The organism is bacterium, assembly GCA_035308905.1.
GTDB lineage: Bacteria > Sysuimicrobiota > Sysuimicrobiia > Sysuimicrobiales > Segetimicrobiaceae > DASSJF01.
In genome coordinates, this window is sequence record DATGFS010000003.1 from 157,560 (window position 1) to 171,458 (window position 13,899).

Consider the following 13,899-nt stretch of genomic DNA (forward strand, 5'->3'; position numbering starts at 1 on the left):
CATGGATCTCGCCGCTCAACTGATCGTCAGCGGTCTGCTGGCCGGCGCGCCCTACGCGCTCGCCGCCTGGGGCATGGCCGTGGCCTTTGCGAACGGAATGCTGAACCTCACGCTGGGCCTATTTTTCACGCTCGGCGCGTACTTCGCGCTGGAGTTCACCGCCCGCGGTCTGCCCGCGTCCTCCGCCGCCCCGGCCGCCGCCCTCGCCGCCCTCATCGCCGGCTGGGCCATCGAGCGCGTGTTCGTACGCCCGCTGCAGGGACGGGCGCTCGCGACGGCGGTCGTGCTGCTCGGCATCGCGCTGGCCGGCGAACAAGTCTTCGGCCTCGTCTGGGGCGGGGCCGATCGCTCGGTGCCGCTCAAACTGGAAGTCCTGCAAATCGAGCACGTCGTCGTCGCGGGCCTGGAGTTATTCATCGCGGCCGGCGCGGCGCTCGCGTTCTTCGGCGTGGTCGCCCTGGCGCGCCGGACGCGCGCCGGCCTGGCCGTGCGCGCCGCGGCCGAAAACGCGGAGATCGCGTCGTGCGCCGGTCTCGACGTCGAGCGCGTGCGGGTGTGGGCGTTCGCGGGGGGATGCGCGGCGGCCGCGGCGGCGGGCGCCTTCGTTTCACCGATCACGCCGCTGTCGCCCTCGATGGGACGCGGCGCGCTGATCTTCAGCCTTGCCGTGGTCGCCGCCGGCGGCCCGAGCCTGCGCGGACTGCTCGCGGGATCGCTCGCGCTCGGTGTGATCACCCAGTCGCCGGCGACCTATTTCGCGCCGCAGTGGGCCGTGGTGGTGGCGGCGGCGGTGCTCGCGGGCGCCGCGGCCCGGCGGCGCGTGCCGCTCTGGCGGCGGGCGAACGCATGAGCACGGCGGCCGTCACTCGCTCCGCCGCCCCGCCCCGCGTAGACGGGGTCGCCGCCTACGCGCCCGGGCGCCCGCCATCGCTGTGGTGGGCGGTGGGCGGCTGGATCGCGGTGCCGTTCCTCACCGCGGCGCTCGCGCGCGACCGGTTCATCTTGACGACGCTCGCGGCGGCCGCCGTGCAGGGCCTTTTCGCCGTCGGCTGGGTGCTGCTCGCCGTCACCGGACAGCCGAGCCTCGGACACGCGCTGCCCTACGGCGCCGGCGCCTACGCGGCGGCGTTTGTCGCCCGGCGCGCGGGCCTTCACGGGGGCGACCTCGGGGGGTGGGTGCCGGTCGTCCTCACCGCCGCCGCCGCTATCGCGGGCGGGTGCTTCGGCGGCCTGCAGGGCCGGTTGACGCGCCGCCTCGCACCGGCGTTCGTCGCGGTGGTCACGCTCGCGACGGTCGAGGCGGCGCGCAGCCTCGCTACAATGTGGACAGTGCCCGTGCTGCGCGGCAGCGGGGACACCGACACCGCGATTCCGCTCCCGACATTCCCGAACGACGACCGCGCGGCGGCCTGGCTCGCCGCCGCCGCGTTCGCCTCGGGCGTCCTCGTCGTCGCCGCCCTGGTGCGGTCGCGCACCGGCGTCGCGCTGCGGGCGGCGGCCGGCGGCGAGCGGGATGCCGAGGCGCTCGGCTTCGACGCGCCGCGCCTGCGTCTTTTCGCCTTCATCGCGGCCGGGACGATCGCCGGCATCGCCGGCGCGCTCGCGGCGCAGCTGTCCGGACACGCGTCCCCGCTGATGCTCTCGTGGCAGGCGTCGCTGTTCGCGCCCGCCGCGGCGCTGATCGGCGGAGCAGCGACCGTGGCCGGGCCCGCCGCGGCGGCGTACGCCGGCGCCGGGGCCGCGCAGTTCTTCGAGATCCCGGCCGCGGTCCAGCTGCTCGTCTTTGCGGGCGTGCTCGTCGCGGCGGGCCTGCGCGATCCGCAGCACCTGTTTGGACCGGCCTTCAGCTGGAATCCGCGACCGGCCGAGCGCACGGGCGATCCGCGACCGGGGCGCTCGCGCCCCATCGTACCGTGGGAGGACGCGTGAAGAACCCGGGCGACGGCGCCGCTCCGCTGCTGCGGCTCGACGGCGTACGGGTCCGCGCCGAGGGGGCGTGGCCGGTCCGCGAGTTCACGATCGGCGTCGCCCCCGGCGAGGCGCTCGGCGTGCTCGGCCCGCGGAGCAGCGGGAAGACGGCGCTGCTGGACGTCGTCTCGGGCTTCCTCCGCCCGGAGCGGGGCCGCATCGCGCTTTGCGGTGAAGACATCACCGGCTGGGCTCCCCACCGGATCGCGCGCGCCGGCGTCGCCCGCAGTTTTCAGACGCCGCCGTTTCTCGACGGCACCATGATCGACGATGCCGTCGTCGCGGCGGCGATCGGACGGGGATTCAGCGCGCGCCGGACGCGCGACGCGGTCGCGCTCGGCCTCGCCATCACCGGTCTTGCGCCGAAGCGGTACCGCACCGGCGCCGCGCTGGAGCCGCCCGAGCAGCGGCTGCTCACGCTCGCCCGCGTCGCCGCGGCGGAGCCGCGGCTCGCGCTCATCGACGAGCCGCTCGCGGGACTCGCGCCGGAGGCCGCCGGCCTCGTCGTCTCCGCCCTGCGGCGACTGCACCAGATCGGGACCGCGCTCATCGTGACGGCACACGACGCGGCGTCGCTGCGCGTCGTCTGTTCGCGGGTCGTGGTGATGCGCGACGGCCGCGTCGTCGGACCCCATGCTTGAGGCCCACAATCTCTACCTGCATGGGCCGGACGGCGCGGTCGCGCTCGCGGACCTCACGATCTTCGCGCACCCCGGCGATCTCTTGGCGCTGCTCGGCGGCCACGGCGCGGGCAAGTCCGCGCTGCTTCGGACCGTCGCCGGCCTGGCGCACCCGGAGCGCGGCAGGCTGCGGCTCGACGGCATAGACCTCGCCGGGCTCGGAGCGCACGCGCGGGCCGCGCGCGGCATCGCCTACGCCGGCGACGACGCACGCGTCATGGACGGGTTGTCCGTTCGCGAGAATCTGCTGGTAGGAGCGTGGCGGCGGCGCGACCGGCGGGCGGTGGGCCGCGAGTACTCGGAGTGGCTGGAGCGGTTTCCCGCGCTCGCCGCGGCGGCCGCCCGGCCGGCCGCCGATCTCGACGCGGGCGGCCGCGCGGCCACGGCGCTCGGACGGGCGTGGCTTGCGGGACCGCGCGTTCTCTTGGTGGACGAGCCTTTCGCGGGCCTCGACGGGAAGAGCCGGGCCGGCATCGCCGCCGCGCTGCGGGCGGCGTGCGATGCCGGCCGCATCGTCGTCTGCTCGATGCACGAACCGGAGGACGCCGCGATCGCCGGCCGCGTCAACGTCCTCTCGAACGGCCGTCTGATTTTCTCCGGTTCTCCGGCGGCGCTCGCGACCGCGGGCGCCGCGGCGCTCGAATAGTCCCGGCCGAACCGCGCGCTACGTCGGGGCGCGCACCAAGCCCGAGTGGGACCGGTAACCGGCGTGCTATCCTATGAAAGTGCCCGCGCGCGTCCTTTCGTGTCCCCCGGGGTTCGACTTCCACGCGACCGCGACCGTCATGCGGCGGGGGCCGGCCGACCCGCTTGTATGGTACGACGGACGGCGCTGGCGCCGCCGGCTCGCGGTTGACGGTGCCGCGTGCCTCCTGGAAGTCGTCCCCGCGGGCGGCGGCCTCTCCACACGCGTTCTCGCGGGCCGGGTGCCGCGGCCGCATGTTGAACGCACCGTCGCGCGCCTCTTCGGGCTCGACGATCCCGCTTTAACGTCATGGCTGCCGGCCGCGACGTCGGCCGGCAGCGCCCTCTCCCGCCGTCTGCCCGCGGCGGTCCGCCGCGCCGCCGGGCGTCCGCGGAGGACCGCCGCGCTGCCGGGTTATCCCACGCTTTTCGAGGCACTCGTGCACACCATTCTCGGCCAGCAGATCAGCGCGACGGCGGCCAACGCGCACCGCGCCGCGTTCACGCGGCGGTTCGGCCGTCCGTTCGCCTTCCAGGGCGGTACGTACTGGATGTTCCCCGCGGCCGGCGACGTGGCCGGCGAGCGGCTCGCCTCGCTTCGGCGCCCCGGGCTCAGCACCGCGAAAGCCGTCGCGGTCCGAGCGATCGCGCGCGCGTTCGACCGCGGCACGGTGTCCGAGGCCGCGCTCGAGGCGCTGCCGCCGGAAGCCGCCATTGAAGCGCTGACCGCGCTGCCGGGCATCGGACGCTGGACGGCGGAGTGGGTGCTGCTGCGTGCGCTGCGCCGCTTCGACATCGTGCCGGCGGGCGATCTCGCAGTCCGCAAAGCGGTGAGCTGGCTTGCCGGACGCGAGGAACTGCTCTCCGAGCGCGAGGTTCGCGAATTCGCCGCGCCGTGGACGCCCTACTCGGGCCTGGTGGCGTTTCGATTGCTCGTCGCCCACCGCCAGACCGTCGGCTGATTACGATGAGCGCGCAATTTTCGCCCGGCCCGTCGATGCCCCGCGATGAACTGCGCCGGCGCGCCGCGGCGCTGCGGCGTCACCTCCGCGCGGCGGGACTCGACGCGGCCGTGATCGTCCAGAACGTCAACCTCCTCTACTTCGGCGCCACCATTCAGAGCGGCGTACTGATCGTGCCGGTCGAGGGTGAGCCGGTGTACGCGGTGCGACGGATCATCGAACGCGCCCGCGCGGAAAGCCCGCTCGACGCGATCGTGCCGCTGCCGAGTCTGCGGGGGTTGAGCGCGCGGATCACCGAGGCGCTCGGCCGCGCGCCCGCGCGGGTCGGCATGGAGCTCGACGTGCTGCCGGTCGCCGTGCGGGACCGTTTCGCCGCCGCGCTCGGCGCGGTCGAGATCGAGGACGTCTCCGCGGCCGTACGGCGCATTCGCGCGGTCAAGTCGCCTTACGAGCTCGAGAAGCTGCGGGCGACGGCGCGGCTGTCCGACGCGATCCTCGGCGCGGCGACCGAGGCCCTCCGCGAAGGCATGACCGAGCTCGAGCTCTCCGCGCTCATCGAGGCTTCGGCGCGGCGCCGGGGCCACGAGGGCGTGATCCGGCTGCACGGGTGGAACCAGGAGACCTACTATGGGATGATCGCCGCGGGACCGGCCGCCGCGGTGCCGAGCTTTCCCGATCTGCCGCTCGGCGGCGAAGGTCCAGGCCCGTCGGCTCCGTACGGCGCTGGCTGGCGGCGGATTGCGCGCGGCGACGCGGTGATCGTCGACGCACCCGCGGTCCTCGGCGGGTACATCATCGACCAGACCCGCACGCTCGTGATCGGACGGCTCCCCGACGCGCTCGCGCGCGCCCACGACGCCGCGGTGGACGTTCTCAAGACCGTCGAGGCCGCAATCCGTCCCGGCGTCACGCCGGAGGCCCTATATCGCCTCTCACTCGAGCGGGCCGAGACCCTCGGCTATGCCGATGCCTTCATGGGCGCCGGCGCCTACCGCGCCCGCTACGTCGGCCACGGCGTCGGCCTCGAGCTCGACGAATGGCCCGTGCTCGCGGACGGGTTCACCGACCCGCTCGAGCCGGGCTGCGTCTTCGCGGTCGAGCCGAAAATGCTGTTCCCCGGCCTCGGCGTGGCCGGCATCGAAGATCAGTACGCCGTCACCGCGACCGGCCGCGAGCGCCTCACCTTGGCGGAGCAGCGTCTGTTCACCGTCTGAACCCGTTGCGGCAGGGTTGCCTCTCGGTAGAATAGAACGGAGCCGAATCCCGGTCCGCGGCCCCGCGACGGCTGGGCCGGCGCATCTCGGCGGCCCGTCCCCCTGGGACTCGGCCGGTCAATTTCCGCGCCGGCCGACAGCCTACGGCGTGAGCCATAACGTCCGCGGCCGGTAACCATGAAATTAACCCCTGAAGGAGGGGCAGCAGGATGGCCGACGCACCCGACAGGCGCTCCGCTACCGCCGTCACCGAGGCGGAGATCGCGGTCCACTGGAAGGAAGAAGAGTACTATCACCCGTCGCCCAAGTTCATCGGGCAGGCCAACCTGACCGATCCCGCGGTGACGGAGCGCTTCGCGCTCGAGCACTTCCCGGAATGCTTCCGCGAGTACGGCGAGCTGCTGAGTTGGGACCACTACTGGCACACGACCTTCGACGGCAGCAACCCGCCCTTCTGGAAGTGGTTCGTCGGCGGCCGGATCAACGCGTCCTACAACTGCGTCGACCGGCATCTCGCGCAGTACAAGAACAAAGCCGCGCTCATCTTTGTGCCCGAGCCCGAGCAAGACGCCCACATCGCCATCACGTACCGTGAGCTCTACGTCCGCGTGAACGAAGTCGCCGCCCTGCTCCGCGACTTCTGCGGGCTCAAGGCCGGCGACCGCGTCACGATCCATCTGCCGATGACGCCCGAGCTGCCGATCACAATGCTGGCCTGCGCCCGCCTCGGCGTCGTCCACTCCGTTGTCTTCGGCGGATTCAGCGGCGAAGCGTGCGGCATCCGGATCGCGGACTCCGGCAGCCGCGTGCTCATCACGATGGACGGGTACTATCGCAACGGAAAGCTGCTCGACCACAAGGCGAGCGCCGAGATCGCGGTCGCCACCGCCGCCAAGGAAGGCCAGAAGGTCGACAAAGTCATGGTGTGGCGCCGGTTTCACGACCGGTCCGCGACCAACGCTCCGCTCGTGCAGGGCCGCGATCATGTGATGAACGAGGTTCTGGAGAGCTATCGGGGCCGTACCGTCGAGCCGGTCTCGATGGACGCGGAGGCGCCGCTCTTCATTATGTACACGAGCGGCACGACGGGCCGTCCGAAGGGCGCCCAGCATCGCACCGGCGGCTACCTCGCGTACGTCGCCGGGACGTCGAAGTACATTCAGGACATCCATCCGACCGACGTCTACTGGTGCTTCGCGGACATCGGCTGGATCACCGGTCATTCGTACATCGTCTACGGCCCGCTCGCGCTCGCGGCGACGAGCGTCCTCTACGAGGGCGTCCCGACCTACCCCGACGCCGGGCGGCCCTGGCGGATCGCCGAGCGCCTCGACGTCAACATCTTCCATACGTCCCCGACGACGGTCCGCATGCTGCGGAAGCTCGGGCCCGACGAGCCGAAGAAGTACGGCTATCACTTCAAGCACATGACCACGGTCGGCGAGCCAATCGAGCCCGAAGCATGGCGCTGGTACTACGATACCGTCGGGAAGCGCGAGGCCGTCATCTGCGACACCTGGTGGCAGACCGAAAACGGCGGCTTCCTCTGTACGACGAAACCGGCGATCGATGCGATGAAGCCCGGCAGCGCCGGACCCGGCGCGCCCGGCATCCATCCCGTCATCTACGATGAGGAGGGCCGCGAGATCCCGCGGGGCAGCAACCGCGCCGGCAACATCTGCATCCGGAACCCCTGGCCCGGCATCATGCAGACGATCTGGGGCGACTCCGACCGGTTCGTCCGGACCTACTACGCGAAGTACTGCAAGAACCCGAAGAGCAAGGACTGGCGCGACTGGCCGTACTTCGCCGGCGACGGCGCGCTCCTGGCGGCGGACGGCTACTTCCGGATTCTCGGCCGCGTCGACGACGTGATCAACGTCGCGGGGCACCGGCTCGGTACGAAGGAATTGGAATCCGCGGCCCTCACCGTCGCGGAAGTCGCCGAGGCCGCGGTCGTGCCGGTCGTCGACGAGCTGAAGGGACGGGTGCCGGAGGTCTACATCTCGCTCAAGCCGGGCGTCGTCGCGAACGCGAAGGTCCAGGAAAGCGTGGTGCACGCGATCGAGACCACGATCGGCAAGATCGCGCGGCCGAAGCAGGTCCGGGTCGTGCCCGACATGCCGAAGACGCGCTCGGGCAAGATCATGCGGCGGGTGCTGGCCGCGATCTCGAACTCGATGGACACCGGCGACGTCACGACGCTCGCCAACCCCGACGTCGTCGAGCAGATCCGGCAGGCGGTTCAGGGCTCGGGCCCGGTGAAGCTCAAGGACGCCCCGGAGGATATCAAGCGGTTCGGGGAGCAGCCCTGATTGAGCGAAAGCCGAAGCCTTAGGGAGCTTCGATCACCGCCGGCAGCAGCGTCTGCCGCTCCACATCGACGAGCCCGAGATCGGACAGTTTGCCCTCCGGGCTTACGGCAAGCGTCAGCGAGACGATCGCCATAAACGCCCGCTCCCCGGCCATGCCGGCGGCCTCGGCCGCCGTGCGGAACGCGGCCACCTCCGCTGCGACGTCGGCCGCGGGCTTGAGCGAGATGAGTCCGGCGACGGGCAGATCGATCCGCGCGGTCACGCGGCCGCCCCGCACCAGGACGATTCCGCCGCCGCTTTCGGCCAGCGTCCGGCAGGCGAACAGCATGTCCTCGGGATTGGTGCCCACGATCGTGAGGTTGTGCGAATCGTGCGACACGGAGGTGGCGATCGCGCCCTCGCGCGGACCGAACCCGCGGATCACGGCGCAGGCGGTCCCGCCGTGGCGGCCGTGGCGCTCCACGACCGCCAGCATCGCGAGCTCCCGCCCATCGGCGGACGGCGGCAGCGCGACCTCGCCGCCGGCGACCCGCACCCGCATCGTGCCGTACGTCGTGCGCACCGGCGCCGAGCGCCCATTAAAGTCGATCACCCGGATCGTCGCCTCGCCGTCCGGGGTCCCGGAGACCCGGATCCGGAACACCCCCGCGGCCAGATCGCGGGGCAGGCGGATGGTGTTCTCGCGCTCGACCGCGGCGGTGCGGTTTGGCGGAGCCGATGCGGACGCGGCGATCACACGGCCGTCCTCGGCGACCCGCCGGCCCGCGCGGTAGACTTCCGCCGCCTGAAACCGCGGTAAGTTCGACAGCAGCACAACATCGGCAATCCGGCCCGGAGTGAGCGCGCCGAGGTCGTGGCGCCGCAGACGGTTCGCGGCGTTGAGGGTCGCGAACCGTACGACGTCGATCGGATCGAGCCCCTCTTCGACGAGCCGCCGCGCGACGTAGTCCACGCCGCCCCGCCCCAGCAGGTCTTCCGGCACCACGTCGTCGGTGCACAGCGTCACGTTCGGCAGATATCCCCGGCCGCGCAGCGCCGCCGCCAGCGCCGCAGCGTTCGGCGACAGCGAGCTCTCACGCACCTCGAGGTACATCCCCGTGCGGAGCTTCGCGAGGCCGTCCTGGGTCTCGCGGTTCTCGTGGTCGGAGTCGATGCCGGCCGCGGCGTAGGCCGAGAGATTCCGGCCGCGCACGCGCGGGGCATGGCCTTGAATCAGGCCGCCGGCCCGTTCGGTCGCCTCGAGCAGACGCATCATCCGCCCCTCGCCGCGAAGCACGCCCGGGTAGTCCATCACCTCGGCGAGCCCCACCACCCGCGGCCAGCCGAGCATCTCCTCGATCTCGGCGCGGTCGAACGCCGCGCCCGCGGTCTCGACCGCCGGAGCCGACGGCACGCACGACGGGGCCATCACCAGGACGCGCAGCGGAATATCCTCCGACGCGTCGAGCATGTAGCGCACGCCCGGGAGGCCGAGCACGTTCGCCAGCTCGTGCGGGTCGATCAACACGCTCGTGGTGCCGTGCGGCAGCACCGCGTCGGCGTAGTGCGCAGGGGTGATCATGCTGCTCTCGATGTGTACGTGCGTGTCGATGAGCCCCGGAATCGCGACGAGCCCGCGCCGGTCGAGCACCGTACGCCCGGCGAGCGGCCCGCCGCCCGGCCCCGCGCAGACGGGGTCTCCGGGCGCGGTCACGTGCGCGATGCGCCCGGCGAAGATGCCGAGATCCGCGGGGTAGGTCTCGCCGGTGAACACGTTCACGACGGTCACCCCGCGCAGCACGAGATCCAGCTCCCGCCGCCCCGCCGCGGCCTCGATGAGCGCCACGCGATCGTACGCCGGCTCCCGGCTCCACGGTGCCGTCATCGGCGGACGCCCCCCGCGGGCCGCGTCACCGGCCGGCCTGGCTCGGCGCGTACCGACGCAGCACCGGCGCCTCAACCCACGTCAGCATCCCGTACAGCAGCACCGACACGATCGTCACGAGGATCCCGGCCGCCCACAGCATCGTGAACTGAAACTGGGCCCGCGCGATGATCATGAGATAGCCGAGGCCGCGCCCGGTGGCCAGCCACTCCGCGACGATCGCGCCGAGAATCGACGCGAGCACGGAGATCCGCGCGGCCGCGAACACGCTCGGCAGGGCGCTCGGAATCCGGATCTTCCAGACCACCGCCCACGGCGACGCCGCGTACAGCCGCAGCACCTCGATCGCCTGCGGCGAAGCGGACCGCAGCCCCTGCATCACGTTGACGAGCGTCGGAAAGAACGTGATGATCGCGGTGATGGCGGTCGTGCCGGCGATGCCCCGGCCGAAGAGCAGCACGAGAAGCGGCGTCATCGCGATGACCGGCACCGAGCGGAGCGTGATCGCCACCGGCATGAAGGCCCGCTCCAGCCGCGGGTAGACGACGAACAGCACCGCCACAAACGCCGCGGTCACGGTCCCCACGCCGAACCCCGCCGCCGCGTCTTCGAGCGTCATCGCCAGCGCCGCGCTCAGCTCGCGGCGGTTCTCGACCGCCGCGGTCCCGGCGACCAGGTCGCGCAGCACCTGGACCGGCGTCTTTGCAAAGAACGGATTGAGATGAAAGACGCGGATGAAGGCGACCCACAGTCCGACGATGACCCCGATCGACACCACGGTGAGGCCGGCGCGCCGCAGCGCCCACCGCCCCGCGCCCGCCGCGCCGCCGTCGCCCCCTTCGGGGAGCAGGCCGCGGGATGCGCGGCCGGTCAGCGCGGGCGCGGCGTCGAGCGGCGGCGCCCACGTGACAAGCACCCGCGCGGCCGCCGCGGCAAGCGCGAAGCCGCCGCCGGCCAGGGCGCTCGCGACGATCGCAAGCCCCCACACCCGCGGGGTGTCGAGCGTCGCCATGGCGTTCACCATCGCCACGCCGAGTCCGCGGTCCCCGCCGAGGAACTCACCGAGGATCGCCCCGAGCACCGCGCCCGGCGCGGCGACGCGGAACCCCGCCAAGAGCCACGGCACGCTCGCGGGCAGACGCACCTTGCGAAGCGCGTCGAACGGCCGGCCGCCGAGCGTGTGGATCAGGTCGAGCGAGGCGCCGTCCGCCGACCGCAGGCCGATCAGCGTGGTGATCACCGTTGGAAAGAACACCGCGAGGGCGGCCAGCGCGACCTTGGGCTCGTCGCCGGGCAGCACCACCGCGATGATCGGGGCAATCGCCAGCAGCGGGGTCGCGTAGATGACGATCGCGATCTGCATCAAGAGGCCCTCGAGCCGGCGGACTTGCATGATGAGGAGCGCGAGCGCGATCGCCGCGAGATTGCCCCAGAAGAAGCCGCGCGCCGCTTCCCACAGCGTCGCGGCCACGTTCGTCGGGTAGATCGCGAGATCGTGCCAGGCCCGCAGCGCGATCGCGGCCGGCGACGAGATCGTGTACCGCGCCCAGGGCAGCATGCCGCCGAGGATCTGCCACAGGACGAGCAGCGCGACCGGCCCGAGCACCGCATCCAGCCGGCCGGACGCGCCCCAAAGAACGCCGCCGCGGGCGGCCGCCTCCGCTCCGCCGGGCGCGCGTCCCGCGGGCGCGTGGATCACGAGACCGGGGCCCCCGCGAAGAGCAGTTCGCTCAGCCGGTCGCAGAGGGCGTGGAACCGCGGACTCCGCAGCACCTCCGGGCCTCGCGGCCGCGGCAGATCGATCGCCACCTCCGCGCGCACCTCACCGGGCTGCGGCGTCATGACGACCACGCGGTCGGCGAGGAAGACCGCCTCGGCGATCGAGTGGGTGACGAGCAGCGTCGTCGGCGACTGCTCGCCCCAGATGCGGAGCAGTTCGAGATTCATGCGCTGGCGCGTCATCTCGTCGAGCGCCCCGAACGGCTCGTCGAGCAGCAGGACGCGAGGCCGGGTGACGAGCGCGCGCGCGATGGCCGCGCGCTGCCGCATCCCGCCCGAGAGCTGAGCCGGACGCGCGCGTTCGAATCCGCGGAGCCCGACGAGGGCGATCAGGTCGAGGATCTCGTGCCGCGGGACCTCGAGACCGGTGACCTCGAGCGGCAGCGTCACGTTGCCGTAGACGGTACGCCAGGGGAGCAGCGCCGGATCCTGAAACGCGATGGCGACGCGGTGCTGCCGGCGGGCGGCCTCGGGCGGCCCGCCCTCGACCAGGACGCGGCCCTCCGTCGGCACGTCGAGATCGGCCAGGATGCGGAGCGCCGTCGATTTGCCGCAGCCCGACGGGCCGAGCAGGGCGACGAACGCGCCGGCCGCCACCCGCAGATCCATGCGGCCGATCGCGTGCACCGGCCTGCGGTCGAGCCAGTAGGTTTTCCGAACGCCCTCGAGGATCAGCCCGGCGCCGCCGGCGTCGGGCCCTCCGTGGGACACGGCCGGCGGCGGCGCACCGGCAGGAGGCGGTGAAGCGGCGGGAGGTCCTGCGCCAGACAGGCCGCTCACGGCCTAGATGCGCGTCCGCCCGTGATAGATCTCCTGGAGCACGTCCATGGTGAAGAGCTCCGCGCCGACGTTGATGCCCGTCCGCTTGAACAGGTCGACGTTCTTCGCGATGTCCGCGCCGTCCATCCAGAGGAGGCCGTGCTGGGCCGTCACCGGCGTCTGCATCAGCTTCTCGATCGTGACCTTGTTGCCGAGGTACTGTGACATGTAGCTGAGGCCGAGCGCCTTGCCGTACTTCTCCACGGTCAGCTTCGCGCCGAGCGAGGGGTTGGCGGCGTTGGCCTGCCAGCCGCGGATCTCCGCGCGGAGGAACCGGACCACGTCCGCCCGCCGGTTCCGCAGCGTGTCCTCGAGCACGTAGTAGCAGCCGGAATACGACGAGTAGCCGTAGTCGGCGAACAGAAAGAACTCCACCGGGACGCCCGCAACTTGTAATTCGACCGGCTGCTCCGTCGCAAACGAGACGAAGGCGTCCACGTCGCCGGTCACGAGCGGCGCCGGATCGAACTGAACCGGGACGCGGGTGATCTTGGCCGCGTCGAGGCGGTTGAGCGCAAGCCACGTGGTCCAGGGGATGCTGTCGGCCGCCGCGACGCCGACGCGCTTGCCGATCAGGTCCTGCGGCGTGCGGATCGGATTCTTCTTCAGCGAGAGAATCGCAAGCGGGCTCTTCTGGTACAGGACGCCGAGCACCTTGATCGGCGCGCCTCGCTCCCGCGCCTTCGCCAGGATCTGCGCGCCGGTGCCGCAGCCGAACAGCGCCTTCCCGGAGACGATCGCGGTCACGACGTCGATGCCGGGGCCGCCCGAAAGCATGTCGATGTCGAGGCCTTCGTCTTTGTAGTAGCCGTTCGCATCGGCGATGAAGCTGCCGGCGAACTCCACCGTCTTCACCCACCCGAATTGCACGGCGGCGCGTGTGGCGGCGCCGGCGGCGAGCGCCGTCGCGCGGACGGCGCGGTCCCACCAGACGCCGGCGGCAACGGCCGCCCCCGTTTCGAGCGAACGGCGGAGCAGCGTCCGGCGGTCAATGGCCGCCGCCAGTAGCGGGCGTGCACCCATGTCGGTCACCTCGTCCGGGAAGTGGTCGCGGAGAACAATGACACTACGTACGGGCGCGGGGCGCCGGTTCCCTCCCATCGGGCGGCCGGGCGACGAGGGAAGACTAGCGTTGTATGGCTCAGACTTCCGCCCGCGCCAATCACAAACACCCCGGCCCCGGCGCCCGCGAAGCGCGCGTCCGCGGGGCGCGCTCCTGGATCGTCCGGCGCGCGCGCATCCTGGGACCCGGCGTCATCACCGGCGCCTCCGACGACGATCCCTCGGGTGTGGCGACCTACGCGGTGGCGGGCGCCTCGCTCGGCCTCGCCACGCTTTGGACCGCGTTGTTCACGATCCCGATGATGGCGGCGGTGCAGTTCATCTCCGCCAAGGTCGGACTGGCCACCGGGCGCGGGCTGACGGCCGCCCTCCGGAGCCGGTATCCCGCGTGGGCGGTGTCGGCGGCGGTGTTCGGTCTTGCGGTCGCGAACACGATCAACGCCGGGGCCGACATCGGCGCGGTCGCCGCCGCCTTCAACCTGATGATCCCCGTGCCGACCGCGGCGATGATCGTCCCGATCGCGGCCGCGATCGTCGCGCTGCTGGTGTGGG

At 72.2% G+C, this 13,899-nt stretch carries 12 protein-coding genes; 8 read left to right on the top strand and 4 right to left on the bottom strand.

The window, feature by feature from the left end; genetic code table 11:
• The first annotated feature begins 1 nt into the window (after position 1).
• From VKT83_01075 to acs, 7 genes are all read left to right on the top strand, one after another.
• Entirely contained in the window at positions 2-850 is an 849-nt protein-coding gene (locus VKT83_01075; protein HLY21038.1) for a branched-chain amino acid ABC transporter permease, read from the top strand.
• Positions 847-1,929, top strand: a complete 1,083-nt coding sequence (locus VKT83_01080; GenBank protein HLY21039.1) for a hypothetical protein — start codon at positions 847-849, stop codon at positions 1,927-1,929. Before VKT83_01075 ends, VKT83_01080 begins: the two co-directional genes overlap by 4 nt.
• The gene (locus VKT83_01085) at positions 1,926-2,609 is read left to right on the top strand and encodes an ATP-binding cassette domain-containing protein (protein ID HLY21040.1); all 684 of its coding nucleotides are present in this window, start codon (positions 1,926-1,928) and stop codon (positions 2,607-2,609) included. Before VKT83_01080 ends, VKT83_01085 begins: the two co-directional genes overlap by 4 nt.
• Complete coding sequence (locus VKT83_01090; protein ID HLY21041.1) at positions 2,602-3,294, top strand: ATP-binding cassette domain-containing protein; 693 nt, start codon at positions 2,602-2,604, stop codon at positions 3,292-3,294. The genes VKT83_01085 and VKT83_01090 overlap by 8 nt, the downstream gene beginning before the upstream one ends.
• Before the next feature lie 73 nt (positions 3,295-3,367).
• A complete protein-coding gene (locus tag VKT83_01095; GenBank protein HLY21042.1) occupies positions 3,368-4,294 on the top strand; it encodes a hypothetical protein in 927 nt (308 codons plus the stop codon).
• A gap of 5 nt (positions 4,295-4,299) precedes the next feature.
• Positions 4,300-5,508: a Xaa-Pro peptidase family protein gene (locus tag VKT83_01100; GenBank protein ID HLY21043.1), complete on the top strand. Its 1,209-nt coding sequence runs from the start codon at positions 4,300-4,302 to the stop codon at positions 5,506-5,508.
• 209 nt (positions 5,509-5,717) lie between these two features.
• Positions 5,718-7,823 carry an acetate--CoA ligase gene (gene acs, locus VKT83_01105; protein HLY21044.1) on the top strand — a complete coding sequence of 702 codons (2,106 nt, stop codon included), beginning with the start codon at positions 5,718-5,720 and terminating at the stop codon, positions 7,821-7,823.
• Between the two features lie 19 nt (positions 7,824-7,842).
• Here acs and VKT83_01110 read toward each other — a convergent pair whose 3' ends face one another.
• From VKT83_01110 to VKT83_01125, 4 genes are all read right to left on the bottom strand, one after another.
• Entirely contained in the window at positions 7,843-9,687 is a 1,845-nt protein-coding gene (locus tag VKT83_01110) for an adenine deaminase C-terminal domain-containing protein (GenBank protein HLY21045.1), read from the bottom strand.
• Positions 9,688-9,712: 25 nt separating this feature from the next.
• A complete protein-coding gene (locus tag VKT83_01115; GenBank protein ID HLY21046.1) occupies positions 9,713-11,386 on the bottom strand; it encodes an ABC transporter permease subunit in 1,674 nt (557 codons plus the stop codon).
• On the bottom strand, positions 11,383-12,177 hold the full coding sequence (locus tag VKT83_01120; GenBank protein HLY21047.1) for an ABC transporter ATP-binding protein: 795 nt from the start codon (positions 12,175-12,177) through the stop codon (positions 11,383-11,385). The genes VKT83_01115 and VKT83_01120 overlap by 4 nt, the downstream gene beginning before the upstream one ends.
• Before the next feature lie 72 nt (positions 12,178-12,249).
• A complete protein-coding gene (locus VKT83_01125; protein HLY21048.1) occupies positions 12,250-13,308 on the bottom strand; it encodes an ABC transporter substrate-binding protein in 1,059 nt (352 codons plus the stop codon).
• A 113-nt stretch (positions 13,309-13,421) separates the two neighbouring features.
• Here VKT83_01125 and VKT83_01130 point away from each other — a divergent pair.
• Positions 13,422-13,899 (top strand): divalent metal cation transporter (locus VKT83_01130; protein ID HLY21049.1); only part of this gene is annotated, 478 nt, incomplete at its 3' end.